The organism is Nocardioides sp. NPDC057772, assembly GCF_042798075.1.
Taxonomy (GTDB): domain Bacteria; phylum Actinomycetota; class Actinomycetes; order Propionibacteriales; family Nocardioidaceae; genus Nocardioides.
The window spans coordinates 23,634-49,530 of the sequence record NZ_JBHVKN010000002.1; the positions used below are offsets into that span (position 1 = coordinate 23,634).

At 65.6% G+C, this 25,897-nt stretch carries 26 protein-coding genes; 5 read left to right on the forward strand and 21 right to left on the reverse strand.

Annotated features, from left to right (window positions below):
* Positions 1–181: 181 nt before the first annotated feature.
* The gene (locus ACFVJS_RS00670; protein ID WP_378876403.1) at positions 182–589 is read right to left on the reverse strand and encodes a hypothetical protein; all 408 of its coding nucleotides are present in this window, start codon (positions 587–589) and stop codon (positions 182–184) included.
* Positions 590–913: 324 nt separating this feature from the next.
* Here ACFVJS_RS00670 and fxlM point away from each other — a divergent pair, with 324 nt between their 5' ends.
* Positions 914–2,623, forward strand: coding sequence for a methyltransferase, FxLD system (gene fxlM, locus ACFVJS_RS00675; protein WP_378876404.1), 1,710 nt, complete (start codon positions 914–916; stop codon positions 2,621–2,623).
* Between the two features lie 350 nt (positions 2,624–2,973).
* A complete protein-coding gene (locus ACFVJS_RS00680; RefSeq protein ID WP_378876405.1) occupies positions 2,974–3,516 on the forward strand; it encodes a hypothetical protein in 543 nt (180 codons plus the stop codon).
* Between the two features lie 415 nt (positions 3,517–3,931).
* On the opposite strand, the gene ACFVJS_RS00685 is transcribed toward ACFVJS_RS00680, so the two are convergent.
* The 5 genes from ACFVJS_RS00685 to ACFVJS_RS00705 form a co-directional block, all read right to left on the reverse strand.
* Complete coding sequence (locus ACFVJS_RS00685) at positions 3,932–4,747, reverse strand: hypothetical protein (protein ID WP_378876407.1); 816 nt, start codon at positions 4,745–4,747, stop codon at positions 3,932–3,934.
* A 153-nt stretch (positions 4,748–4,900) separates the two neighbouring features.
* Positions 4,901–7,684 carry an NACHT domain-containing protein gene (locus ACFVJS_RS00690; protein ID WP_378876409.1) on the reverse strand — a complete coding sequence of 928 codons (2,784 nt, stop codon included), beginning with the start codon at positions 7,682–7,684 and terminating at the stop codon, positions 4,901–4,903.
* Between the two features lie 228 nt (positions 7,685–7,912).
* Entirely contained in the window at positions 7,913–9,358 is a 1,446-nt protein-coding gene (locus tag ACFVJS_RS00695; RefSeq protein ID WP_378876411.1) for an SCO6880 family protein, read from the reverse strand.
* Positions 9,355–10,641, reverse strand: coding sequence for a conjugal transfer protein TrbL (locus ACFVJS_RS00700; RefSeq protein ID WP_378876413.1), 1,287 nt, complete (start codon positions 10,639–10,641; stop codon positions 9,355–9,357). Before ACFVJS_RS00700 ends, ACFVJS_RS00695 begins: the two co-directional genes overlap by 4 nt.
* Before the next feature lie 13 nt (positions 10,642–10,654).
* The gene (locus tag ACFVJS_RS00705; RefSeq protein ID WP_378876415.1) at positions 10,655–10,966 is read right to left on the reverse strand and encodes a DUF6112 family protein; all 312 of its coding nucleotides are present in this window, start codon (positions 10,964–10,966) and stop codon (positions 10,655–10,657) included.
* Positions 10,967–11,098: 132 nt separating this feature from the next.
* Between ACFVJS_RS00705 and ACFVJS_RS00710 the strand changes: the two genes are divergently transcribed.
* Complete coding sequence (locus tag ACFVJS_RS00710) at positions 11,099–11,335, forward strand: DUF6933 domain-containing protein (RefSeq protein ID WP_378876417.1); 237 nt, start codon at positions 11,099–11,101, stop codon at positions 11,333–11,335.
* A 43-nt stretch (positions 11,336–11,378) separates the two neighbouring features.
* A complete protein-coding gene (locus tag ACFVJS_RS00715) occupies positions 11,379–11,588 on the forward strand; it encodes a DUF6933 domain-containing protein (RefSeq protein ID WP_378876419.1) in 210 nt (69 codons plus the stop codon).
* 4 nt (positions 11,589–11,592) lie between these two features.
* Here ACFVJS_RS00715 and ACFVJS_RS00720 read toward each other — a convergent pair whose 3' ends face one another.
* The 8 genes from ACFVJS_RS00720 to ACFVJS_RS00755 form a co-directional block, all read right to left on the reverse strand.
* The gene (locus ACFVJS_RS00720; RefSeq protein WP_378876421.1) at positions 11,593–11,880 is read right to left on the reverse strand and encodes a DUF6112 family protein; all 288 of its coding nucleotides are present in this window, start codon (positions 11,878–11,880) and stop codon (positions 11,593–11,595) included.
* A 101-nt stretch (positions 11,881–11,981) separates the two neighbouring features.
* Positions 11,982–13,133 (reverse strand): M23 family metallopeptidase, encoded by a 1,152-nt coding sequence (locus tag ACFVJS_RS00725; RefSeq protein WP_378876423.1) that lies wholly within the window; start codon positions 13,131–13,133, stop codon positions 11,982–11,984.
* A 9-nt stretch (positions 13,134–13,142) separates the two neighbouring features.
* Positions 13,143–13,811 carry a cell wall protein gene (locus tag ACFVJS_RS00730; protein ID WP_378876425.1) on the reverse strand — a complete coding sequence of 223 codons (669 nt, stop codon included), beginning with the start codon at positions 13,809–13,811 and terminating at the stop codon, positions 13,143–13,145.
* Between the two features lie 53 nt (positions 13,812–13,864).
* Complete coding sequence (locus ACFVJS_RS00735) at positions 13,865–14,299, reverse strand: hypothetical protein (RefSeq protein WP_378876427.1); 435 nt, start codon at positions 14,297–14,299, stop codon at positions 13,865–13,867.
* A 42-nt stretch (positions 14,300–14,341) separates the two neighbouring features.
* Positions 14,342–14,674 (reverse strand): hypothetical protein, encoded by a 333-nt coding sequence (locus ACFVJS_RS00740; RefSeq protein WP_378876429.1) that lies wholly within the window; start codon positions 14,672–14,674, stop codon positions 14,342–14,344.
* Positions 14,675–14,787: 113 nt separating this feature from the next.
* Positions 14,788–15,765 (reverse strand): ParB N-terminal domain-containing protein, encoded by a 978-nt coding sequence (locus tag ACFVJS_RS00745; protein WP_378876431.1) that lies wholly within the window; start codon positions 15,763–15,765, stop codon positions 14,788–14,790.
* Positions 15,758–16,648, reverse strand: coding sequence for a serine/arginine repetitive matrix protein 2 (locus ACFVJS_RS00750; protein WP_378876433.1), 891 nt, complete (start codon positions 16,646–16,648; stop codon positions 15,758–15,760). Before ACFVJS_RS00750 ends, ACFVJS_RS00745 begins: the two co-directional genes overlap by 8 nt.
* A gap of 337 nt (positions 16,649–16,985) precedes the next feature.
* Positions 16,986–17,918: a bifunctional DNA primase/polymerase gene (locus ACFVJS_RS00755; RefSeq protein ID WP_378876435.1), complete on the reverse strand. Its 933-nt coding sequence runs from the start codon at positions 17,916–17,918 to the stop codon at positions 16,986–16,988.
* An 861-nt stretch (positions 17,919–18,779) separates the two neighbouring features.
* Here ACFVJS_RS00755 and ACFVJS_RS00760 point away from each other — a divergent pair.
* The gene (locus tag ACFVJS_RS00760) at positions 18,780–19,574 is read left to right on the forward strand and encodes a hypothetical protein (RefSeq protein ID WP_378876437.1); all 795 of its coding nucleotides are present in this window, start codon (positions 18,780–18,782) and stop codon (positions 19,572–19,574) included.
* Between the two features lie 246 nt (positions 19,575–19,820).
* On the opposite strand, the gene ACFVJS_RS00765 is transcribed toward ACFVJS_RS00760, so the two are convergent.
* The 7 genes from ACFVJS_RS00765 to ACFVJS_RS00795 form a co-directional block, all read right to left on the reverse strand.
* Complete coding sequence (locus tag ACFVJS_RS00765) at positions 19,821–20,279, reverse strand: dCMP deaminase (protein ID WP_378876439.1); 459 nt, start codon at positions 20,277–20,279, stop codon at positions 19,821–19,823.
* Positions 20,276–20,926 carry a RibD family protein gene (locus ACFVJS_RS00770; protein WP_378876441.1) on the reverse strand — a complete coding sequence of 217 codons (651 nt, stop codon included), beginning with the start codon at positions 20,924–20,926 and terminating at the stop codon, positions 20,276–20,278. The genes ACFVJS_RS00765 and ACFVJS_RS00770 overlap by 4 nt, the downstream gene beginning before the upstream one ends.
* A 23-nt stretch (positions 20,927–20,949) precedes the next feature.
* A complete protein-coding gene (locus ACFVJS_RS00775; RefSeq protein WP_378876443.1) occupies positions 20,950–21,672 on the reverse strand; it encodes a multiprotein-bridging factor 1 family protein in 723 nt (240 codons plus the stop codon).
* Between the two features lie 234 nt (positions 21,673–21,906).
* On the reverse strand, positions 21,907–22,827 hold the full coding sequence (locus ACFVJS_RS00780) for a phosphotransferase (protein WP_378876445.1): 921 nt from the start codon (positions 22,825–22,827) through the stop codon (positions 21,907–21,909).
* Entirely contained in the window at positions 22,827–24,113 is a 1,287-nt protein-coding gene (locus tag ACFVJS_RS00785; RefSeq protein ID WP_378876447.1) for a helix-turn-helix domain-containing protein, read from the reverse strand. Before ACFVJS_RS00785 ends, ACFVJS_RS00780 begins: the two co-directional genes overlap by 1 nt.
* Before the next feature lie 324 nt (positions 24,114–24,437).
* Complete coding sequence (locus ACFVJS_RS00790; protein ID WP_378876449.1) at positions 24,438–25,112, reverse strand: acyltransferase; 675 nt, start codon at positions 25,110–25,112, stop codon at positions 24,438–24,440.
* The gene (locus tag ACFVJS_RS00795) at positions 25,109–25,897 is read right to left on the reverse strand and encodes an alpha/beta hydrolase (protein ID WP_378876451.1); all 789 of its coding nucleotides are present in this window, start codon (positions 25,895–25,897) and stop codon (positions 25,109–25,111) included. The genes ACFVJS_RS00790 and ACFVJS_RS00795 overlap by 4 nt, the downstream gene beginning before the upstream one ends.

Below are 25,897 nucleotides of genomic sequence, written 5' to 3' on the forward strand. Positions count from 1 at the left end.
GACCGGCCGACCACGGGCTGATTCCGAGCCAGCTCCACCTCTGTTCTATCCGCGTCGCGGATCCGCACAGACCGGCCATCAGCGAGCATTCGGGCGGTCGCTCGATGCCGCTTCCTACGGTCTCGGGGGCGCTCGTGGGCGGGAGCGACCAGGGTGGCCGCGTGCAGACGCTCGTCCCAGGTCACAGCGAGATCCCGTTTCTGGAAGTCGCGTTGGCTCGTGCTGTGGGCTCGACGGGTCGTGAGTACGCGATCCGGGCCTCGAGTTCGTGAGCATGGTCGACCGCTTTGCCGACTTGCCGCGTGATCTCGGCAGCTCGATGGAGTTCCCAGGACACCTGGAAGGACGTGGCGTACCCGGATTGGGCGCTGTCGGCGACGACGGGACGAAGGTCTCGTCGCTTGAGGCTGTCGTGGAAGGCTGCGATCTGGTGGAGCGTCTGCTCCATCGAAGCGATCGTCTGCGACAAGGTGCCGAGCAGGTTGTAGACCGATGCAGGGTCATCGATCTCTCGGGTGGCATACGCGAGGCCGCGCAGTGCTTGACGGGCCTTCTCGGCATCTTTGACCGGGTCGTTGAAGGTCGGCATTGGTCCTCCTGCTGATTTCGATGGGCGTCAGCAGGCAGGTGTGACCAAGGAGCCACCGGCAGATGGAGGAGTTCGTTGTAGGTGCCGGTCTGGACGAGCGGCAGCGGTTAAAACCGTGAATCCCTTCCACCCCGCGCAGGGTCTGGAGGCGGGGCAGCGGAGTCCGGGTCCGAGTCCGCTACGGAAGTCTCACGGACTATCGGACTGTCTAGGACGGCATTCTGGACGAGGACAGATTGCCGGAGCCGTGCTACCCCGATGCTGACGCCGTACGCCGTAGCCTGCTGTGTCCCGAGAACGAGTTGCGAGCAAGGAGCTGCGTAGATGTCCGTCATTCAAGTCACCACCAACGGACCGCGCGAAGAGGCGGTACGTACGGTCCCAGCAAACGTTCATGGTGGGCGGCACTCGGCGCGCGCCATCTTGATCGACGACTCAGGGCGATTGCTGTTGATCAAACGAACCAAGCCAGGACAGGCACCGTATTGGACGACGCCCGGTGGCGGTGTGGAACCAACCGATGCCTCGGTTGAGGACGCGCTTCATCGAGAGCTCGCCGAGGAGCTCGGCGCTACTGCTGCTGGAGTTGGGCGGGTCTTCCTCCACAGTTCGCGCTCTCCGGACGGCGTACGCATCGAGCACTACTTCATCGCTCGTCTCGTCAGCCTGGATCTGAGCCGCCGCACAGGGCCCGAGGTCGAGGACCCGTCCCGGGGGACGTACGACCTCGATCAGATCGAGCTCGGAGAGGGCTCGTTGGATGCCATCGATCTGAAGCCCCAGGCGCTAAAGTCCTTCATCCTCAGCAACAGCGGTGCACTGCTGGGCGAAGTTGCCGCGCATGGCCTCCGAGACGCTCGCACCGCGATGGTGGGGAAGATCGCGTCGCGCGGACAGGTGACGTCGCCCGCCGTTCTGGGCGCGCTACGGACGGTGCCACGAGAAGAGTTCGTGCCGGCGGGCACGCCGCTCTCCCAGGTCTATGACCCCGACGACGCGGTCATTACCCGCCGCGATGATCGCGGCGATCCACTCTCCTCGGTCTCGGCTCCTGGATTACAAGGTCGGATGATCGAGCAGGCCGCCATCACGTCTGGTAGTCGTGTGCTCGAGATTGGATCTGGCGGTTACAACGCTGCTCTCCTCGCCGAAGTCGTCGGCGAGGATGGCGTGGTCCTCACCGTCGACATCGATCCCTGGGTCACTGACCGGGCCCGAGAGTGCCTGGCCGCGACGGGCTACCGCGACCGGGTCGAGGTGATCACCGCCGACGCCGAGGAGCCGTTGTACGGCCACGAGGCCTTCGACGCGATCATCGTGACGGTCGGGGCCTGGGACATCCCGCCCGCTTGGATCGATCAGCTGGCGCCCGCCGGGCGTCTTGTCGTTCCGCTGCGGATGCGGTCGATCACGCGCGCCATCCGGTTTCGGCGCGACGACGATCATCTCGTCTCTGAATCCGCGGAAGTCTGCGGGTTCGTGCCGATGCAGGGGATCGGGCGGCACGACGAGCTGGAGGTTGATGTGAAGGGAACTGACGTCGGCCTGACGCTCCGGTTCGACGAGCAGCTTCCGACACAGGCCGACGAGCTCACCCGCGCCGTCGACTTCGCCCGGGTTGACGCATGGGCAGGTGTCACGGTCGGTCGAATGGTCGACTTCTCGGGGCTGTACCTGTGGTTCGTCTGCAGCCTCGAAGGGTTTTGTCGCGCCATCCCGGCAGCGGACTCCACCTTGGCGTCCGAGCTGGGGATCCGCTACTTCCCGTTCGGCGCAGCAGTCGGTGGATCGTTCGCGGTCTTGAGGATGCGGCAGAACGGCGAGGAGTTCGAGTTCGGTGCGACGGGTTTCGGGCCCGATGCTGGTCGCGTTGCTGCACACGTCGTCGAACAGATCCAGGCCTGGGATCAGCGTGGTCGACCTGCAGAGCCCAAGTTCACGTACTGGCCACGACGCACCAAGGCGCACACCTCGCCATCCGGAGTTACAGAGCTGCAGAAGAACCATGGCGTGCTGACCATCTCGTGGGCCTGAGATCCAAGGACCAGTGGTTCCGGTCGCCCCGCATCCAGGCAGTAGCCGGTCGCACGCTCCAGGCATGGACACCAACCCGCTCTCGGTGCTGCTTCCCAACGATTTCGATCCGAAGCAGTACAAGGTGCACTTCGCCGTGAAGAACGAACTCGGCACTCAGCCCCTCGACGTGCTCGTGAGCGACCCAGCTGAGTGGGAGGGCTGGAATTCCTGGCGGAGCCGCAACGACGACTTCAACCGCCAGTTCATCTTCTCCTTGGCTCAGGACAAGCACGACCCGTCACTGTGGCTGTTCGGTGGCATCTGGGAGGTTCTCGAGCGCGGCCGGAGCAGAGGCGCATTCCCACAAGGTGAGTCTGCGCGAGGACCTGATGCGTCCGTTCAGCCGCCGTCTCTACCTCCGGATCAAGCTGACCGGCCGAAACATCCGTCGATCCATGGAAACTGTCATCGACGACATGACGGTGTCGTCCCTCCTGGAGGAGCCATTCGGTGGTGATCCGTTCCCCGGACATGACCAGATCAACCACCCGCTCGCGGACCTGCAGACCGTGGTTGCCCAGAACCGACCCGACTGGCGCATCGCGCTCGAGTCTATGAAGGCGTCTACGTCATCCACGACAAGGAGACGGGCCGCCGATATGTCGGATCCGCATACGGGGACACGCGGCATCTGGCAGCGCTGGAGCACCTACGCCATGACCCTCCACGGCAACAACGTGGGCCTCAAGGAGTTGCTGGCTGAGAAGGGTCGGGACGCCTGCCGCTCGGACATGAAGCTCGCACTCCTGGAGTATTGGTCGATGCGAACTGACGACGATCACGTGCTGGAACGCGAGTCGTACTGGAAGGGAGTCCTCCACGCCCGCTCGCTCGGGCACAACAAGAACTGACGTCACCCGACGCCGCCGTTGACGTGCCCCCTGGAGCTTTCCTGTCCGTAAGTCCACCGTTGGCGCGCCGCTCACCACCATCGGACTTCGGACGAGTCGGTGTGCGGTATGTGGCTGGTGACTAGTGTTCGCACCTGCGCGGGACTGATCGGCTGCTCCGTGATTTTTCCGACTAGGCCGCTCGGACTCAGAGCCTTCGCTGAGCGGGAACTCGGGGCGGACCTCTGGGCCGAAGGCCCGAGATCCGACGTGTATCGCGGGGCCTGGATCACTGCTCGATCGGCAGGCAGCGATGGGGCCTTCTCGAGGTCTTGCTTGTCGGGCGCATTGATGGCGATGGGTAGGCAGTGTCGAGGATGGCACTGCCGCTGTTGCCGGTGGAGGATCCGGGCACGTCAGCGAATGAGCCTGAGCCTCAAGACCGGAACTTGGCGGGAAGGTTGTCGTAGATGGCGTCCGCAATCTGTGCGGGTGAAACCTCCCCTACACGCCCCGGATGGGCCTCCAGGAAGGGGCGGCGTCGCTCGTTCTGGCCGGTCGGCTCGTCTTCAACAGCTCGCTCGCCATTGCGTTGCACGTCGAAGTACTTAACCAACCACCAGCCTCGACGCGACGTCACGGTTACGTGCACGCGGTCTGTGAGGTCTGCCTCCAAGATCACCGCACTGTCATCTTGGGTGTCGTCCTGGACTGGTCCCAGATACCAAGAGACGTTGGCGTGCTTGCTGGTCAACATGATGCCGAGCTCATGCTCAAGCGAACCGACCCCGTAGGTCACCGGCGGCATCTCCACCCTCTGTTTTGTCTTACGGGCCGCGGGTAGTGTCGCGTGGCCGACGTTCTTCGGTGCCTCCGCGCTTGCAGGAACGAACGTTTGGGTGGACGCGACCGGCACGTTGGGCAGCGCGGGCGGTTCTGCGACAGCAACTGGATTTGGCCGGTCCCAGGACTCAACGCGGCCAGATGGCCGCTGCCTATGGACAGCATTCACGAGTAGCGCCACGGGAAAGAGTAAGAGAGCGAAAGCCCAGTACGCGACCGTCAGAAGGATCGGTTCGCCGATGAACAACATGAACAACCCCAGAAGCAGGCTGCCGTCAGTGGAGACGCCGATGAGCGGCATGGTGCCACCGAAGAATCCGACCCAGATGCACCACAGCCCCCAAAAGCCGGCCACCGCGGCACAGAGCCGGACCAGAAGCGCGAGCCAGGCCGGGAAGTCGTCGTCCATCGAATCCCTACTCTCGAGGCTGGGCTGCCCGAGACCGCAGCGATTATATCTACGGCTGATTCGCCGAGTAACGACAGCGGAGTGCGTGGACAGCATACTTGGAAGTCACCTCCGCGCCAGGTTGCTCGCGCTGATTTCAGCCTCGGCTGGGGCCTATGCCCGATCGTCAAATACGCGCTCTCGCCAGATGGGCGGTAGCACGTTGTCGCGCAGCGTCTCCACGAGGAGCGGTGATCCTTCCGCGACCGGTCCGAGTGCTTCGTCGAGGATGAGGGCCATGTCGGGGTCTCTGAGGGTGCCGTGAAGCTCTTCGGTCCACTTGAGCCCAGGCATGAGGGCATTCACCCCAGAGGCAAGGTCCTGCATCAGGATGCCGAAGTGCTCCAATGCGGCATTGTTGGTGTCGTCGGCGTACGCACTCACGGTCTCCCAGAAGGTTTCCCAGTCGGCATGCGGATCGGGCTGTATCGGCCGCGCGGGGTCTCTCTGTATGGCGTGGAGGACCCAGATATTGGCGCTCTCCTCATTGTCGACGTTCACGAATGAGCCGATGGTGTCTTGGACTTGCTCTGTGGTTCGGCGTGCCTGCTGCGACCCACTCAAGGCTGTTCGGATCCCGTCGGCGATCCGAGTGCGCGCGTCCTCGCTGGCCGCAGCGATGCGCACCAGCGTGGCGACGAATCCGGGCAGATCCGCGGGAGGGGGGCCGTTCAGGATGGTCAATGCGTGATCGAGAAGCCGGTTGACGTGGACAGGTTTGGTTGCCATACCGTCGTCGAGGATCTCGAGGGCCAACTGGGGCCCGACCTTGACCACCGATCCGAGCCGCTCGGGTGCAGCCTCGTCGATGCCGATCACCAGGTCGGTGATTGCGGTCTGTTCGTGGGGCTGGGGTGTGGCGAAGTATCTGCCCGTGGCGAACAGGAGCGTGTTGCGCCAGTGCGGAGATGCGGCGATCTGCCGTAGCCGAGGTTCGACCTCATCGAAGGGGCCAGTTGTCAGCGCAAGTGCCGCCATCAATTCCTGTAGGGAGCGGACGTCGAACCCGAACCCACCCTCCGGTTTCGGGGCGAGGAGAACGAGCCTCGTGGTGGACGCAGCCATCAAGTCATCCAGCAGACGTCTGCCTTTGCCCGCCGGGTCGTATCCGGCGTCTTGGAGGACTTGCCAGGTGATTTCGCGCAGGTCATCGGGAGCGAGGACGGATTCGGCGCCGTAGGAGGTCTCAGCGAGGCGCTGCAGGTGCAGGCCCGCACGGCGGTGCAGGTCCAGTACCTCTTGGGCGTGTTCGCGGATCAGGCGCGACTGTCCCATGGATTTGCGCTGCTCGCGCTGCTCGATCGTTTGATAGTAGCCCCAGAAAAGGGCGTACCTGCTGGGTGAGAACCGGCCCGCGGACTCGGCGATGATGCTCATGATCAGCACCTGCAGCGGGGTACGCATCAGACGCCGTAGCGTCGTGTCCGCCGCAGCCTCTTCCAGCAGGGCGACGACGCGCTCTCGGCGAGTGGAGTCGTTGCGGATCCGGACGCTGGCGACCTTCTTCCCATAGGCAAGTGCGTCGTCCACGGTTAGATCGGCTAGGTCAATGCGCTCGAACATGCTTGCTGGCATGTCGTCGGCGTAGCCGGTGGGGCGGGTGGTGACCACGATGAGCATGTCGCAGTCTTTGGACTCGGCGTCGGCGGCAAACGCTTGCACGTGGTCGATCACGGTGCGCCGGACGGCCGGTTCGGTGACCTCATCGAGGCCATCCAGGATCAAGAACGAGGGCCACGCCTGCAACCACGGCCACAGCGCCCACCGAGGCACGTCCTTGCCGCCGACGTGCGCCGTGATGCGCTTGGCGATCCAGTGCATCAGTGTGTAGTCACTGTTCGATGCCTGCTCGACGGCGAACTCTGCCAGATCTACCCGCATCGGCCAGCGCCGGTTCGCGGGCGCTGGACACGCAAGTGTGGCAAGCGCCTCCTCAGCGGCTCCCACTGCAGACTGGTGTTCATCACCGAGGTCCACGCTCCCGGTCACGAACGTGGCGCGGTAGGCGTGGGTGAGGAACTTCGAGAGGGTGGTCTTACCGTTGCCCGGCGCTCCCACGATCACCAGGTGGCGGGGCTTTCGTGCGATAGTCAGGCTGGGCTTGAGCAGATGCTCACCCCGCTCCATGACGCTGCTGATGATGTACTCGGACGCCCCGGGGCGATCTGTGGCCGCAGACGAACGGGCAGTCTCCCTGGCGGCGCTCGAGGTGAGAATGGGCAGGTCGTTGATGAGCGCGTACCTGGCATGTTCACCGAGCACGGCGCCGAGCTCTCCTGCGGAGACGTTGGTCGACAGGCCCGCGAGGACGTCACCTGCTGTCAAGAACGCATCGAAAGCTCGACGTACCTCGCTGTGGGCCGTCAAGAGGGCGTTGATATGGTTGCCGTCCCAGACCCGCCAGGTTCGCAGGCTCCTCATCCGGTTGCGACGCTCAGCTGAACTGACCCCTTGGTCTGCGTTGTCGCGGACTCTTGCCAGCCAGTCGGTGATGTTGCGCTCAATCGTGTCGTATCCGCCTGAGTCTTGCGTCGGAGTGAGGGGCACGTTGGTGATGAAGACCAGATAGTTGGGGGCCTCGCCCCGCGTAGACGTTGGAGAGGCCCACTCGTCGAGTTCGCTCTTGATCTGGCTCCATACCCAGGTCGCGTCCTGGCGCGGGCTCGTCAGGGTGTCCTTGTGCTTGGCCTGGAAGACAGTGCGTCCGTCCCAGCGTTCGCCTGTCCCGGATTGGTCGCTATTCGACCAATCGATGGTGCCCTCGCACAGCATGTCCCGGCCGCCATCGCGTCCGCGGCCCATTGCATGCACATGAGCGCCGAGTGCTTTGATCGCTAGAGCGGCGGCAAGGTCTTGGAAGCCCACCGGCCCCAGGCGTTCTAGATCGAATCTCACCATGCTTAACCTTCCCTGCACACGCATCGTTCTGTGGATGCATCGTTCCGTACCTGGCACCGGTCCGCCTGGAGCTTTTGCACGTGGCGGCAACAATCTGTGAAGGAAGGGTCAGAGAACTGCGGCAACGCACCGTGTTGACACCGCCGTGCCCATCAAACAGCGATCACATCGCGACAGGAGGTCCATCGTCGTCATCACCTCGTCATCGGTCCTCGGGAATCAAACTGGTCACGCTCCGAGCCGACGGCCGAGAGGTAGGGAGGCAGCGAAGCTCTGGGCTTGCTGGCCCCAAAGGCGACGTGTCTCGCAGGAGGCTTGGATCGCGGCTTGCTCGACGGTGGCGATCGCCTGCTCGAGTTCGTGCTCGTTGGGGGCGCTTATGGTGATGAGACCGATGGTGCGGAGGAGGCCGTGGCCGGCGGTGAGTTCGGCCTCTTGTTGGAGGACGTCACGGTACTCGGCGCTTTGCTGGGCGTCTTCAATCTGGCCGATCTTGGCGCGTTGAGCAGCGTCTGAGACGTACTCAGTCTTCTTCCGGCGAATGTCCCGTGCCGCGGCGTCGGTACGGAGCGGTTGGAAGAGCATGGTGAGGGTCCGGCGCACACCAGGGGAGAGCAGGAGTGGGGCGAGGAATCCCGGGTAGACCTGCGAGCGTGGCCATTCGCTGATCCACAGGACGGCGTGGTGGGCGGAGTCGGAGCGGAGGGATCCCCAGGTCTCGGCGATTGCGAGGGGGCCTGCGTCGGTGAGTTCGCGTCCAAGGACGGGATGGCGTTCGAGGACGGGCGCGGTGTCCGGGTCGTAGGCGGATCGGAGCACCACGGCGAGATCGGCAGGGGTGAGCCATCCGTTTGGGATGAGATCGGCTGAGCGCAGCGCGGCGGCGATGGTGCTCATCTCCTGGCGGAGGACCGCGGCGGCGCCTTTGCGGCCGCCGCCGGCGGCTCGGATCGCTCGCGATGCGGCTTGCATGTCGAGGCCGATCGAGATGGTGGTCGCGTGGCGTTCGGAAGCTGGTCCCGCTCGGTCGATGAGTTCGGTGTAGGTGCGGGCGGCCCAACTGTCGTCGTGCGTGCCGTGGGCCGACCACCACTCCGTGAGGCCCTTGCCGGAGTCGGGCAGCGTACGTTCGGTGACCTGCACAGTGGCGAGGCGGCCGGAGCGACAGGCCGAGGCGAGTACGCGACCCCAGCCGGTCACACGGCGCTGTTGGTCTGCTGGGTCGAGGAGGACGAAGGCTGGGTGGGTGACCGACACGATGGCCGTGAGTGTGGCGGCATGTGGATCATGGACCATCACGGCTCCGGTCTGCGTGTCTTCCCATTGCTGGAGGCGCGCGGCGTCGCCGGGGAGCGCAAGGGTTCCCGCTGGTCGTGGTCGGCTGAGGTTGCGGCGGTAGTCGAGTTGGCCGGTTGTGGAGCGTTGGAGCCATACGGCACCGATCGGAAGCCATGTCACGACTGGTCGTCCACCGACCTTCAGGAACGCGATCGTGGTGCAGCCGCCGATGACCGGTACGGCGATGGCCGTGGCTGGGGTGCCGCCGGCGTACAAAGCAACCACGAGCGTGATCGCGCTGATCCCGAGCGCGGAGAGCTGGCCGGGGGAGAGGCCGAGGAGTACGCCGCGGCGGGAGAGCCTGGAGAACTTGACCGGTGCGATCTCGGCGGTCATCGCTGCTCACCCGGCGTTGGGTCGGCGACTTGTGGCAAGGGCGCAGATCGAGGAGGGTCGTCGGCTGATGCCTGCTCGCCTGCGGCTTCGGCGATCGTCTGGCCGGTCTTTTGCCCTGCCTGGGCGGATGACTCAACGAGCTTGGCGCCCATGACAGCGACCGCCGCCGGGCCTGCGTTCGCGGAGGACATCTCCGGTGTCGAGCTCGGTGTCGGTGCTGCCGTTTCCTTGGGCGGCTCATGAGCAATCGTTGAACTCCCGCTGGGCGTGGGTGGGCGACTCACTGGTGGCGTACTGCTCTCTTCTTGGCCGGAGTCGTCGAGAACCTTGCGGGGCTGGATGCCGGGGCTGCGGGCGGGCAGAGGGAGTGGCCTGTTGAGTGCGTTCTTGGCCTCCTGCTCGGCCGACATCGCGTGGTACATGTCGAAGCCGATGAAGCTGATTGCCTTGTAGGCGATGTAGGGCGCGAACCCGGCGACGAGCAGGAGCACGATGCCCGAGAGTGGCTCGCTCAATGACTTCAGATCCGCGTCGATCGGGGCTGAGACCTGGGTGCTGGCGATCAGGAAGATCACCACAATCACGAGTTTCGACAAGATCAGTGCGATCACGAACGACGCCCATCGCCCGGCCCAGGCGCGTGCGTGGTCCCACGAGGAGCCGGCGAGGGCGACTGGCGCAAAGACGATGGCGACGAGCAGCAGAGCTTTGCGTACGAGCAGGCTGATCCAGATGAAGAACGTCGCTCCAACCGCGAGACTGGTCAGGAATACGCTGGCCAAGGTTGCGGCGCCGGGATTGGCGACTCCCGCCACGGTGCCGACCGCCACCAGGACGGCGATCCGGTCCCCGAGTTCGCTCATCGTCATCCCGGCAGCGCGCACGATACCGAGGCAAAGTTGGTCGGTGATCTCGAGCGCGGTTCCCACCAGGGCGAGGGCAACGAAGGACCCGAGGACCGACTTCGCCATTCCGAGCGCTGCTCGAGTCAGCCCGGCGGGCTCGCGCCGGATCATCGCGGCCATGACCTGGAGGAGGAAGAAGCCGAGCATGAGTAGCAGCGCGATGCCGAAGATGAGGTTGTAGACCTTGGTGTAGCCGCTGGAGGTGACGTCGACGTACGTCGTGTCGTCGAGCACCTTCCAGGTCAGCTCGAACATCATCTTGGCCAGTTCGCCCATGGCGTCGGCGAGCCAGCCGAAGGAGCCCTCGATGGCGCTTGTGGTCGCCTCCGTGGCTTGGTTGCAGACCTCGTTGATGCCGGGTGCGTCGCACAGTCCCATCGTCGTCTCGCCTTCAGACGGCCTGGCCGACTTGCCAGAAGAAGTTGACGAGGCTGACCGACGCGCCGCACACGATCGCTGCCCCCAGCGCAATCAGGACACCGAGCTTGCCTCTGCCAGCAAGGTGAGGATTCGAGGTGTTCGACCCGAGAGCCCACACGACCGCGGAGATGATCAACGCAAGCACGGCGAGGATCAGGCCGATCGTCATCGTCGCGCCGACGATCTCACGCAGTTGAGCGATGCCGGGCAGGCCGTCGGAGTTCGGGCTGATGTTGATCTCGGCGGCGAGCGCAACGTAGGTCGTCTGTGCGTGAATGCTCACGGATGGCTCCACTGGTGAAGAGGGGCGGGACGCCCGCTAGGTGTCTTCACTCACCCAGACCGACCAAGCCTTTGGCCACGAGCCGCGGCGAGATGATCGTCGGGAGGCGCTGACGGGGGGAGGATGACCTGCGTGCTTGTGCTACGCGCGACGAAGAAGCTTCGCGACCGCATCGACGGGCCTCCTCCCGCCCCTGGCGAGATCTCGACGACCTTTCTCGGCGACTGGTACGCGAACCTGCTGCCCTGGCGTCCCCAGGCCGCGATCCTGGTCAATTCGCGCACCCGCTTACCCGTGCTCACGCCTCTCGCTCCCGCCAAAGGTCTGCCGGGCCGGGTCGCCGACGTAATCGCGATGGCGCCTGCGTGACCAGAACGTCCCCGAGCAGATAATTGCCGCCGAGATCGAGCAGATGAAGGACGTACGTGTCGGTCCAACTGCCGACCGGAGCGTCGTCGGGTCGATGAACGACTTCATCTTCCTCGCCGACCACCGCCGGGATGGAACGCCTGATCTGAGTGAGCTGTCGCAGGCGCTGGCTGGTGTCCCGTGCGGGCCGCTCTCCAAACGGCATGTGCGACCAGATGCGGAACTGGCGGCATTGATCGCGGAGTATCGCTGATCGTTCAGAGGCGTGCGCCGATGTCGATGAGCCAGTTCGCCCAGGCGAGTGTGCTGCCGGTGAGGACTGCGCCGCCGAGCGCGACGAGTACGCCGACCTTCGCGCGCGTGGTGCCGTGCCAGCTCCCGGCACTGGACGCGACAGCCCAGGCGATCGAGCTCACGAGCAGCATCGTGATTGAGATCAGCAGCCCATAGGTGAGTAGCGCTCCGACGATCTCACGCAGATCACTGGTGCCGGCAATGGCGCCGAGATCGGGTCGGACCTGCCGTAATAAGAGGGGAGCGCTCATGAACACGAGGTGGATGCTGCGTCCCGGGGTATGAAGAGCCCCGCTGGCGTCTCGGGTCACCAGCGGGGCGTGAAGATTCTGCAACATACCCCCAGGGGTTGTCAGCAGTTTTCTGAGGATTCCTTCGGGGAGAAGGTCGGCTGGGTGGTTGCTCTGTGCTCAACCAGCCAGCGGTTGGCGTCGGTGGGTGTGCCGTACGCGCCTCCGCGCCGAATTTCGAAGTGCAGATGGGGGCCGGTGGACTTGCCGTCAGTGCCGACGTCGGCGATGTGCTGGCCTGCAGAGACCCGCTGTCCTGCGTGAACGTGGATGCCGGTCGCGTACATGTGGGCGTAGCCCGAGTGGACGGAGCTGCCGTTCACGGTGTGCTTGATGAGGATGAGGTGGCCGTAGCCGGAGGACACGTTCCCAGCGAACACCACGCGGCCGTCGGCGGCGGCGAGGATCGGCGTGCCCGCCGGTGCGGCGTAGTCAGACCCGGTGTGCAGCGAGTGCGCGCCGGTGACTGGGTCGGTGCGCATCCCGAACGGGCTGGTCGGGGTCCACGATCCTGCGGGAAGAGGAAAGACGACCTGGCCAGTCTCGGGGACGTCAGCGTGGCTGCGATCCGCTGACTTGGTCAGCGCTGTCACGATGCGCTCGGCGACCGGCTCGAAGCGGGCGTACCGGTCGGGAAAGGCGGAGACCTCAACAGCTTGGGCTGCCGCACCTTTCGGGAGGCTGCGCCAGCCAGGGATGTCGAGGAGGCCGCGCGGTGAGCCGTGGTTGGGGCCGTTGGGGCCGCCGAAGAAGGCTCGCGCCTGGTAGGTCGGGTCCATTAGTTCGGTGACCGTGCCCCAGCCGGTGAGGGGGCGCATCTGGAAGAGTCCGAGGGAGTCGTGGTCGCCCCCGTTGCCGTCGTTCGGGAGCTGCGCTGACTCCGGCCAGGCGCTGGTGTTGGCGAGCATCCGCAGACTCGACTCGGTCAGCGCGGCCATGAGCGCGACGAGGACGCCCTCGCGTCCGATCCTAGGCGTGCGGCCGCCGACCCTGATGATCGTCGCAGCGTGCGCGAGCTGCTTACGGTCGAGCCGGATCGTGACGCCGTCGGCAGTGGTCGCGGTCAGGCTGGCGGGGATCGGGCCCAGGGCAGCGAGGCCGCAGGTTGCCGTCGATGCTGCGGTGAAGGTCGCGGCGAGAGCGACGCCAGTGCCGTACGTGGCTGGGGTGAGCAGGAAGGCGACCAGGACAAGGAAGACCACGACCTTACGCATCGGTGGTCCTCAGGGGAGCGGGTGGTCGAGCCGGGAGAATCGAAGGAGATAGCAGGTCGGGTAGCGGGGACGGCAGATGGTGAAGACCGTGAAGGTCACCTGATGGCGGGTGGCGACGCGATCGCCGTTCCAGGTGCCGGTCCGGTGGCGGATGCCGGTGATCGTGTACGCCGTGGTGCCACGCTCGAGGCCGAACGCCTCGCCCTTGCGGGCGGTCGCCTCCCAGGTAGCGGGAACCGTCGCCGAGGTAACCTCGAGACGCTGACGCGTCCGGTACTCGCGCAGCTCAAGCCACGCCTCGGGGGAGGGGACATACGCGGTGAGGTCGGAGACCAGTCCGTCAGACTCGATGCCGCCCGGATCAGCGATCGCGACGACTCGAGCAAGGTAGCCGTCCGTGTTGGTGCTGGTCGTCGTGTCCCACTCGAAGACCAGTTCCGCTGCCGCGACCGCGAACCGCCGCGGATCGCTCTGCTCGGTTGACGCAACGGCCGGCGCCGGTGAACTGGGAGCCGGCATCGGCGTTGGGCGTTGGTTGGGTATGTCCTCGCGCTGCCTGGCTCCGTCGGTCACGATCAAGATGCCGCTAGCCGTGAACAGCGCGGCTGCGAGTACGCCGACGAGTAGCGCGGCAAGAGTGAGCCGCCTGCGGCGGGATGTGTAGGTTCTGGTCCGCATCACTTCTCCTGAGCTGGGCGTCGGAGGAGAGGTGCGAGGCCGCCGCCGGAACCTCAAAGAGTGGGGGTGTCACCCTGCGGCGAGCGTTTCTCGTTGGTGCGGCGGCCCCTGGACGCCAGGTGCTCCAGATCCATTGCGAGGACCTGGAGTTCGTCGGAGTTCATGTACGCCGCTTCAGCCACTCCTCGCCGGAACAGGTGTTGGTTCTCGGACTGACCGCCGCGCATCGTGTGTCCGTACGCCTCGCCGGCCGCGGAGACAAATGACACCAGCGTGGCGAGCGCTGCGTGCGCGTCGACGGGGGCGCCAACGCCGGAGTAGAGATCGGTCCCGATCACTGGCCCGTCGGGAGAGTCGGTGTCGTCGACCTGATATCGGTAGCAGCGCCGGACCCCACCGTCTTCATCCGGACTATCGCCTATGTAGCGGACGCTGAGGTGGAGGGATCCAGCTGACCCGGATGCGCGGTCTGTCGAGGGTGCGTTCATGCCACCAAGGTGTCCGCGATCACCACCCCGACGGAGAGGCGCTCAGGCGAGTTCGCGCCAATTGCTGTTCGCCTCCTTCACCAGGTCGGCGAGCTCACGGCGGGTGCGGTGGCGATCGGCGCGGCGTTCGGCGCGAAGGCCAGCGCCGTCGTGGCACATGCTGCAGCAGCAGGACATGGTGCCGGTGAAGTGCATCGTCCAGTAGCAGGACGAAGCAGCACGAAAGCCGCCGGTGAGGGCGTACGAAGAAAGGTCCTCGCGGACGTCGGCGGGAAGGTCGCAGACGCCGTCACGGTGGTCGTGGACGGCGGTGCGGGCAAGGGTGCCGTCCCACAGGCGGACGCGGTACGGCTGGGTCTTGTCGGTACGGGACATGTGACGCTCCGGGCTTCTGCGACGGCGTCCATCCCACGGGATTGCAGGTAGGTCACCGCCGCCTGGGTAGGAGCCCGGCGTCACGTGGTCTGCGCATCAACATGCTCTGCATCCTAGGACGCCGTCGCGGCCGTCGGCATCGTGGTTTTTCGCGCATCCCTGGCCTCTTCGACGAACGCCGTGAGGGTCTCGTGCATTCGCTTGAGGAGTTCCCACTCGGCATCCTTGAGTTCGGTGCCGATCTCGGCAGCGTCGTAGTGGGTCCACCAGCCGTCCATGTCGGTCCACATCAGGACGAAGGACCGGGTCGACCACTCAGACTTACGTGGCGTGCCCGAAGGGTTGGTGCGTCGCGTACGTGGCTCGCAGATCCGCTTGAGCGCTTCCTCGGCGAGGGCGTCGAGGTCGGGCAAGGATGGGTCTGCCTCGGCCTGGCGAGCGAGGTCCATGACCCGCTCGTAGGTGGAGGAGACGGGAGCTCCGTTGTTGATCTGATCGAGTGAGTCACTGGCCAGTTTGCGTACGTGCGCGGGGCGGGTGGGGTCGTCGGCGACGTCCTTGATCCGGCCGATCCGTTCAAGCCGCTGGTGGGCGTTGGCGCCGGTAACCAGAATTGCAGCCTGGTCTCGCGCATCGCCAGGTCGCGACGGTGCCGATGAATCATCGGCACCGTGGTTCTCCCCGTTGCCCTCGGCCGCGCCGGCGCCGAACTGAGTCGCCTCCTGACGTTGGGCCGCGTCCTCGGCGAGCACCTTTTTGAGTTCTCGGTAGAGGGCCTCGGACTCGATCGGGGAGAACGGCTTGTGCAGCAGGTTCTCGTCCTGGAGGGCCATCAGGCCTTTGAGGTCGTCGGAGATCCCGGAGCGCACCCAGACACGTACGCTCCGCCAGCCAAGCTCCTTGACGGCCTCCAGGCGTCGACGGCCGCACAGCAGTGTGCCGTCAGGTGTGATGGTGATGGGCTGGAGCAGGCCGAGGTTCTCTATGGACTCCTTGAGCGCTTGAAGGTCGCCGAGGTCCGTGCGGTGGCGTACGCCGATGGTGATGGAGTCGATGGTCCGCTCGACCTCGAAGTGGCCGGGGTCAGACATGAGATCTCCTGCGGCGTACGTAGCGGGCTGATGTCACGAGCGCCCGGCGGAGGGAGGGATCGGCGAGGACTTGCTCGGCCTCGTGGCCTTTGCAGAACCGCCACCACATGCCCTTGCCGGTGAGGGTCTTGGCGCGGTCCGGGTCGGGCGACCCGAGTACGGCACGTAGGAGGGTGCCCCAGACCTCCAGGTCGAGGTCGAACCGGAGCCACGGCTGCCGCTCGCGGCGTAGCCGTTCGTATGCCGCTTGCCGAGATCCCGACAAGGTCAGACGCGAGCCGATGTACTCCAGCGCCCCACGCGCGGTCGGCTCCGGCCATCCGAACCCGACGAGCACGTCAACGATCTGGTCGAGCGCCATGAAGGCGTTCGGTGTTCCCTTGTGCTGTGGCTCGGGATCGACTTCGCCAGCTTCTTCGCGGCGGGCCTCAGTCTTCTTCTCCCGTTGTGCGTCGAGGACCAGGACCGCGAGATCCTGAGCAGGCGCTTCCTGAAACGCGGGGTGGTAGTCGGCCAGAGAGTTCTCCCGGTCGCTGAGCCGCTTGGCGTCGTGGAACCCGGCCATGTCCGCTCGCCGAACACGCGAATCCGAGCAGAGCATCCCGGCCGCACGGTCCTCAGCGATCATCGAGAGTTGGACCGCATGGGTGACCACCGCCCACGGATCCTCCGCCTTACGGACCGGTCGGGTGCGAAGAACCTCGTACGCTGCAGCCGCCGCATCAGCAGGCTCGAACCCGTGCCGCCGGGCCAGCGCGCCGTACTTCTCCATCGTGTACGTCATGAGTTCGGCAACCTCGGGATCGTCGCGCCAGGCATTGGGGCCGGCGCCGTAGAGCCGGTAGAGCAGTGACCGCAGTCCTTCGGAGTCGACAAAGCTCATCGCGCGATCCCTCCCTCATGATGCTGGGTGGCATTCCGTTCGAGCTGCGACCTGGCGATGCGGGTGCGCGCTATCGCACGGCTTGGTAGGTTTCGCACCTGACGCACAGCGGCCGCGTTCGCATCGACGACCTGACGTACGTAGCGGTTGGCCACCATCGTGGGCAGTTCGCTCGGCCGGACCCATCTGATCGAGTTCTGATCCCGCTGTGGATCCTGCTGCCAGGCGATTTGGGACGGGTCGCCGTGGACGGCGAGCTTGGAGACTTCCGACGGGGGAGTGTCGACTGGTTTCTGGCTCGGGGGCATCGCGTGCCGCCGATAGAACACTGCGTTGTTCACAGCGCCACCGCCTCAGTTGTCGTCGCCGTGCGGGTCTGGGTAGGGCCCAGGCGGCTCCCCGGTCCCAGGCGTGATGCGATCCGGTAGGCCGATCGGATGGTCGACTCGACCTCACGATCGCCCAGTCCGGCGGACTTGGCCGCATCTCCGAGAACCGACAGCGTCGCGTCGTAACGCTGCCCGTCCTCGGCCATTCGGCAAGCCGCCCAGAACAGTCCACCGTTCCGCGTGCCCTCTGGACGATTGGCGAGCCAGGCCGCCAGACGGTCCGGGCGAGCGCCGGCGGCGGGCATCCCGGTAGGTCGAGGGATCTGGCGAGGCGGGGTGAGGAAGGCACGGAGACGGTCTGCGTCCAGCGGCTTGCCGGGGTGCTGTGCGATCGCGATCAGCTCGTACGACCGTGACCTGTAGTCTGCTGCGCTCACCTGTGAGGGCGGCACGACGACGTACCCTCCTTCACCACGAAAGTCGACGTGGGTGCCGTTCGCCTGCCAGTTCCTCTGGCCATCGTGGCCTGGTGCGAAATAGGCGTGCAGACCGCCCGACGGTGTGCGGACCAGGAAGGACCACTGAGACGTGAGCCCGGCTCGTTCGGTCCGTGCGAAGGCAGCGAACCCGCTGCCTCCGGAGTGGACATCGACATCGACGACCACCAGGCCGGAGGCGGCCCCGGTCGGCATCCCGATGTTGGCGGCGGGGGAGCGGAGCCACCACCGGGCGACTTGGCGAGGGTCGGTGGTCGCGGCGAGGAAGCCACTGTCGGTCAGTGGCCGCTTCCCGCGCGGCACACACGGGAACACGGGTACGCCGGCATCAGCGAGGATCAGTGCAGCGTCACGGAGTTGCTGCGTCTGCGCCTCGCGCATCGCCTCGGCGACCCGCTTCGCGGTGGGTGTGGATGGGACCTTCATGTCCTCCACGATGGACATCCCCCATCCCCCGACTCCTACCTCCAGCCACGGGGATGTTGGGGGAATCTCGTGCGTTCTCGCAGGTCAGATGGCATCCCCCAAGAGACTGTCGCCCGGTCTGTGATGTCTCAAGACATCGGTGACAGTTTTGCCTCACGACTCTGGTTACGGTTGGTGTGTCTCGCCCGCGACCGCCGATGGATCCGACGGTGTCGTTCGCTTCGGCGGTCGAGTACTCCCCGGCGCCAGTAGCCGCGCTGAGAACGCTCAAATTGGAGGTTGCCGTCGGTGCTGTGCCCTCGACCCTCCGCAAGTGGAGCTGACTACGCCGCGGGGGCGCGACAACGGAACGCCCGCGGTGAGCCAGGCCCGTGTATCAAAGCGGTCGGCCACCACCGCTTTGCCGAGTGCTCGAGGGCCCCTTGAGCCTGTTTGCCCGACCGTCGACCAGGAAATGACCGAGCGCGACACGCGTGTTCGATCCGGTCGAGCCATCTTGGTCGACCTAGTACGGTGGGTGCGGGCAAGGAGTTCGGGAGTGCGCCTGAACCACCGCCGGTCGATCTGCGGCACGGAGCGTTGGACTGCACCTGCGCTACCGCCGACCTTCCATCATCGTTCGCTACTTCAGGTTGGCGCGCGCACTTGGGCTGTGTGCCAACCGAAAGGGTGTTACCTGAAGTGACTATCTATTCCCACCACGCCCACCGGGGCAGGGTCCAGATCCTGGCGACGTTCCGAGGACCGTCCGGACTCACGTCATCCACGGTCACGAGCGTCGAATCCATTGGGCTCGCGGAGCCGATTGTGGACGCACTGAACCGGGCCTCGGCAAGCGCGACCATGCCGGTGAGTACGTGGGACACACGATTCGGACCTGTGGACGACTACCCGCGTGACCACCTCGATGCAATGTCTAATCCGAAGGAACGCTCCTTCCTTCTCGAGGGGGCTCACAGCCTCTGGTACGTCCTGGCGACATGGCGTCTTCACGATGCGCTCGCCGACCTCGACAAGGCCCTGGCTGCGGTGCCTCCGCCCGTGCGAACGGCGGTCGAGGCCGAGCTCGCAACCGAGGCCAACTGGCTCCAGGTAGCTCTCGCGGAGGCCGAGGGCGAGGAAACGTCAGACACAGAAGGCCGGCGCCTCTGGGAGCACGGCGATCCGTTCATCTACGCAGAAGACCTCGGGCTCTCCGAGCGGGACCGAGAGCACCTCGAAGAGCACGACGACTACGACACGGATGCAGACCGGCAGCTCGCCGCCGACGATCTCCGGATGATGCTCGACGCGTACACGCGATGTTCGCCGGATGCGCTCACATCCTTCAGCCTGGAAGGCCTCGACTTCTTCATCGATCCGTTCGACTCCGAGTCCGGGGACCACGACTTCTATCTCGAGGTCGGGCCCAGGATGTCGGAGAACTTGTTCGGCGCGCCCGGGTGGGGAATCTCGATCGGCCGGTGGGAAGTTGACGAGGTCGATGACGACGGCGAGGCCATCGGAGCGACGGGCTCGACGTTTCTGGACGCGACATTCGCAGAACGGCCTGGAACGGCCGACCTCACCGCGTTGCTAGAGGTCAGCCACAGTCAGATCGCTACATGGGCAACGGCTGATATCGGCGACACCCTCGACGGAACGAAGCTTGTCGTGGCGCAGCGCATGAGATAGGAACACTTGACCCGGTCAGCGTCGCCCTAGGCCATGGGCGTCGCTGGCCCCGTCCGGGTCTACCGCTGGGGCCGGACCCTGCGTCGCCTTTGGCTGCGGCACGCGCCAGACCTTGACGAAGGTGACGGGACCTCGGCAGTCGAATTCTCCGCCAGGAAGGCTCGCCCTCTTGGCGGCGGTGAGCTCGAATGTTTGGCAGCCGGCAGGGATGCTGCATCTCCCGTCACTGACGTACGTCATACCCGCTCATTGGTACCCGAAGAGGTGGAGGTTGGGCTCACGTGCTGCCTCGGTCAGCTCGGGGACGAAGATGACATCGCGACCGGCTGCGCGGAGCAACTCGTCCCCGATGCAGTCGACGAACAGAGACGGCTCGCGCCAGGCGTAGACGATGCGGGGGATCCCGGCGATCAGGATGTGCTGGGTGCAGCTCACGGGTCGCGAGGCGCGTGTGCTGCACGGCTCGAGGGAGGAATAGATCGTGGCTTCTGCCAGCAGGCTGGGGTCGGCGACGTCGGCGAGTGCGGCCTCTTCAGCGTGCACGTGGGGGTCACTCTTGCGGGACCAGCCTTCGCCGAGCACACGTCCGTCGGCCATTGCGATTAGGGCACCGACGGCGAACGCCGTGGTCGAGGGCGGGCAGTTGTCGGCGAGCGAAATCGCGCGCAAGAGGAGTGCCCGGTCGATGTCGGTAAGTCCACTCATGAGCGCTGAGGAAGGTAGCGGAGGAGCACGCAGTCGCCGATCTGTCGGGTCTCGACGAGTTGCATCCGGTGGTTGGGGTCCTGGGGGAAGTCAGCAGAGTTGACGAAGCTCGGGGCCGCGGCGTCGCCGACGAAGAACGGTGCGAAGACGAGGTGCAGTTCATCGACTACACCGGAGGAGAGGAAGAGCGTGTGGATAGTCCCGCCGCCTTCGACCATCAGTCTTTCGACGCCGCGATTGGCGAGGTCATCCAAGAGCGCCTCAGCCGTCACCGAGTCGCCCAGATCTACGATGGTCGCGACCGCGCCAAGCCTGGCGTTGAGGTCCCACGCGGCTGCTTGTGTCGTGTAGACGATCTTGTCGACCTCGCCGGTTGCGAAGAACTTCGCTGATGGGTCGAGTTCACCGCCGCTGCTGATGGTGACCTTGACCGGAGTTGGTGGCTGGCCATCAGCAATGCGCTTCTCACGGCGGTCGTCGGACCGAACCATGAGGCGGGGATTGTCAGCACGGATGGTGTTGGCGCCGACCAGGATCGCGTCGACTCCGGCGCGGACCTCGTCGACCCGGTCGAAGTCCTCGTCGTTCGACAGCAACAGCCGTTCTGTGGTGGCGTCATCGATGTATCCGTCCAGCGACGCTGCCACGGAAAGGAGAACGTAGGGACGGCTCACAGGAGGGTTCCAATCTCGTTCATCGTGCGCTCGACGAGCGCAGTGAACTGGGTCGGCGTCGTACAGGTCATGAGTTCGGCAACATACCTGTCACCGGTGTGGTCGGCTTTGCGCATGGCTTCGAGCGTTCGGGCGGCTGTTCCGCCAGTTGGTCCGAAGGGGAGCACGGGTATCCCAAGAGCTTGGGCGATCGCGACCTCGGCAGCTGTGCCTGAGGCGCCGCCGACGACGATCATCAGGTCCCCTCCGTGGACCACGTTCTCACGACCGAATCGGGCGGCGCTCATCGCGAACCCGGCTGGCCGGAACTGGTCGGCGACGTAGGTGACCACCTCGATCCCAATGCCGACAGGCCCGTGGTTGACGGTTACGCCGGACACTGCGATCAATCTGGCAAGAGCGGCCACTGTTTCGTCGAGGACTGCCGGGTCGTATCCCGGCACACGGCTCCCACTGATGACCACGCTTGCGGGCCGAGCAACGATCATCTCCGGTTCGCCGGACCCTCGAGCGGATCCGTCTTGGAGGATCTCGTCGAGTTCATCGGAGTTGATCTTGAGGAGGGCAGCAAGCTTCGGGCGGAAGGTAGCCAGTGGCGTTGCATCGCCAGATTCCCAGCGTGCGATCGTGCTGCGGTCGACCTCCATGGCGTAGGCGAGGCGCTCCTGGGAGAAGCCGGCGACCTTTCGTCGGCGCACGAGCTCCGTACGTCGCGGCATACATCCTCCCGAGCCAGATCGGACTTGTTGGCAGTGCGGCACGCGCAGCGGCGAGCCACAGATGCCCCAACAGTGCGACACCGATGCCATGGGCGCCGCTCCTCAGTTCCCGGTTGATTGGAGATCGACTGCGAAACCAGCGGTCACCGGCCAGATCGGAGATACGAGAAGCCCATGCCCAACGCTAGCGCAAAGCCTTATCAAGCGCGCCGTTCCCGTTGCTGGTATCAAGCGTCATCTGTATGTCGTCCATCGTGCATCGAGGTCCCCGCTGCGGAAGGTGTCGAATCGGTGGCGCCACTGTTCCCGGACGCCCGGGTTGGTGGCCAGGACGGGCAGCACGCTGCAGACGAGCTGCAGTTCTCGTAGCCGTCGGAACACGGGGAAACCCGTCCAGGTGAGGATGTCGACGCCGTAGGACTCGGCGAGCTGGCCATGGTAGTCGAGCGGGTACCGGAAGCGGAGTCGCCCGACCGCGGCCGGCGTGAGGTCCCACTCCCGGGGCCCGAAGGAGGTGGAGTCGAAGTCGCACAGTATCGGGCCGTCCGGGCCAGGGATGAGGTTGCCGACGAAGGGATCGCCATGGATCGGCCCGGGCTCGAGGAGGTACTCGACGTCCTCGAGGTCGATAGCGATGGCATCGGCCGTTTCTGCGAGGAAGGCCAGCTCGTCCTTGGTCAGCACGTTGGTGGTTTCTAGGCGGGAGCGGATCAGGCTGAGAGTGCTCCACGGTGGTAGGTCGTCGGGAGCATCGGGGAGCGAGTGGAAGCGGTGCAGGATGTGCCCGATATCGCGGCCGGTCGGGGGGCGTCCGGTGTCAGGGACGAGCTCCCAGATGCTGACGGCGTGACCGTCGATGTCGAGTGGTTGCGCCAGTCGGGTGGCGAGCCGCACGGTGGGCATGTCGTGGGCTTCTAGCCATCGGGCGACGTCAACGATCTTGCGTGCGCTCTGGCCAACTGCGCTCGACCCGGCGATGCGGACCGCAAGGCGGCTGTTCGGGAGGGCGAAGACCGCGTTGTTGGTGAACTTGATCAGCCGGGCGTGCGACGCGTCCGCGCCGATGCGCGCACAGGTCTCGGCGAGAACGACGTAGGGCCACGAGTCCCGGTTGGGCGTGCTGCCAGGAGTGGGGGTGGGTTGCAGGTGGGTCATCAGGCGCTAGCTCGGAGGGTGGCGATGTCGTGGGCTAGGTCGCTGGCGTCGCTGAGGCCCGCGACCGTAGCCGTGGACTGGAGTGGTTCGAGTCGGTCGATCGTGCGGACGGAGCGGACCGCGGAGGCGTTGTGGAGGGCTGCGCGGCCGACGTCGAGAGCGCGGTCGTGGTCGCCGACCTGCAGCGCCGCGACGCTGAGCGCGGTCAGTTCGAAGGTGAGGCTGCGTGCCATCGCGGGGCCGCGGGCTTCGACACAGGTGTCGAGGTGCTCCATGGCGCGTGCCATGTCGGTCTCGGTGGACGAGGGAAGCGAGGTGAGGGTGATTCCGGTCATGGCGTCGAGGTCGGAGGCGCCGAAGAAGGCGACCCACGAGGCTGCCGCGGTGGTGTCGGCGTCGGCGAACTCCTCGTGTGCGGTCAGGAGGCAGCGGGCCATCTGGGGTTTGTCGTCGAGGTAGGCGTAGGCCCATGCCTCGTTGGCGCTCAGCATGGCGGCGGTGGTGCCGCAACCGGTGCTGCGTGCAAAGACTTGCCCGAGCTGGAAGAACCGGAGTGCCTCGCGGTGGAGGCCGCGGTGAAGGTGGAGGCGGCCCATGCGGTAGAGCACGTTGGCGGTCAGTGAGTCGTCCTCGGCTTCGCGTGCTTGCTCGATTGCGCGTGCGAAGTGACGTCGTGCGGTGGAGTACATCCCGACGTCGAAGGATGACCAGCCGGCCAGGTTGTGGAGGTCAGCGAGCGCGACCAGCAGCTGGGTGCGTACTTCGGCGCTGCAGTCAGCAGTGAGCAGCTGCTCGGTCCATCGCGACTGCGCCGCGACGGCGTCGCGGCATGCTCCTCCACCGTGGGCGTAGTCGATTCCGCGCATTGCGGCGGTGAGGTTGATGACGTGCTCGACATCAGTAGGCCCGATCCGCTGGGGTGCGGGCGCGCTGACCTGGTCGATCGGTTCGCCCCACGAGCTTGCGAGCCCCGACTCTAGGTCGAGGGTGACTTCAGCGGCGTGGCTGAGCAGGCGCCGGGCTTCAGCGCGTTCTTCTGCGTCAGGAAGCGCCTCGCGCGAGGGCGGGGCTGCCGTCCAGGCGTTGGTGAGCAACGCAGAGACCGCGCCTATGGGCACCTGCAGCGCATCGGCCAGAGGCCGGTGCGCCCAGAGACCCGGCGTGGTTGCTCCTGTCTCCCAACGAGCGACGGTCGTACGCTCGACCTCGAGCTCGCGGGCCAATGCCTCCTGGGTCAGTCCAAGAGCCTTGCGACGTGCGATCAGCTGATCTCGCCTGGCGTCCATGAGCGCTCCCAAGAAGCTCGAGTCGGAGGTGCGCTCCCGCGGCGCAACGACCCCTACACGGTACGACGGGCTGCGTGATCAGAACCAGCGTCACGACGTGGTTGCTACACAGGTGCTACAACGACCGGCGCCCAGCGGATGCGACGAAGATGCAGCGCCAGTGCGCTACCGGCTGTGACCTAGGCGACCGTTTGATGGTGGGGTGATCGGCGCGACGCAGGATCCGAGGCCGCCTCGCGTCGATCACTTCCATGATCGGATCCTTTCGGCCCGAGCGGTCGGAGGGATCGCGGGACCAGAGCTTCGCGCTGGTCGGCGGCCCCATCACGGAGTCGGGGTGCTCGGCTTCGACTGCCAGTGGCGGATCAAGCCCTGGAGACGGTCGCCCGTCCAGCGGTCCGCCGGGGTGTGGATGTTGACGCCGGTCACGATGTGTTCTGGCGGTACGTCCTTGGTGACGACCGCGCCCGCGGCGACGTAGCTGCGCGGCCCGATGTGAACACCGCCCACGACGTGTGCGCCGTAGCCGACCACGGAGTCGGCTTCGATGACTGGCGGGGCTTCGTCGACACCCCACCAGCCCTCGTGCGGTTGGGTGTACTCGTGGACCAGTTCGCCCATCACTGTGGAGCGGTCGCCGATGGTGGTTCCGTCGCAGATGAACCCGGCGACGGTTGCGTCTGCTCCGATGGTGACTCGGTCGCAGATGTAGGCGCCGTAGACGATGCGCGTGCGCCTCCCGATCGTGCTGTCGTAGCCGATGCGAACCTGGTCCTCGATCACGCAGCCGTCATGGACGTCCACGCCTTCGTGGATGATGGCGTGGTTGCCGATGAGGCAGTCCGCGCCAACGGCGACCGGCCTGCCGGCTGCGGCGGAACCGGGCTTGCGCTGCTCAGCGCGAAGTCGGTCTTCTTTCGGGTACCCGATCACGCAGTGTCTGCCGAGGATGGTGCTGGCATTGATGTCGGTGGGGGCGTAAAGCTGCTCGATGTTCATGCATGTTTCCTGTCGCTGTCGACAAGCCATTCGATGGTGGTCGAGACTGCCTCGTCTTCCCGCTGGCGAGTGTCGAATCCGTGGTCGGAGCCACCGACCGTGTGGAAGTCGGTGTTCGGTCTGGTCGCAGCCGCCTGTTGGGCGATCTCGTAGGAGACCGCGCTGTCGCGATCGCCGTGGACCACAAGTGCGGGGATCGGGCTCGCCGCCAGGCAGGGGAGCGGTTGGTAGTGGCGAAACTCCTCAAACAGCACGCGTCCGGCTTCGAACTCGTCGTCGATCGTGAGGAATCCCTGACTGCTCAACAGACTCTGCTGCGCCGCGCTGTAGTTCTCCTGACCCCAAGGGAGTTCTGGGTTGAGGAAGGTGTGTTTCAGGTCAAGGACAGGGTTCCACAGCACCAGACGGTCCAGGCGCCCTTCGAGCCAGGGAAGGGAGAGTGATGTCGAGACTGCTCCGAAGCTCGATGCGACGATCGTCAAGGGGCCGGGAAAGCGATCGGTCATGTAGTCGACGGCCGCCTGCAGATCAAGCATCTCGCCTGCGATCGTCACGCCACGCTGGGTCCCGCCGCTCATGCCGTGTCCCCGGAAGGAGAACCTCAACACGTTGAAGTCGGCCTCCGCCAACTGGTCGGCGAGCCGTACGAACATTCCACCCTCGGTCATATCGGCATTGATTCCATGAGCCTGCACGACCACACCTCGGCTGCCGTGTCCCTTCGCGGCATGCCAAGCGGCATCCAGTCGAATGCCATCGACCGAGGGCAACTCCAGGTGCTGCAT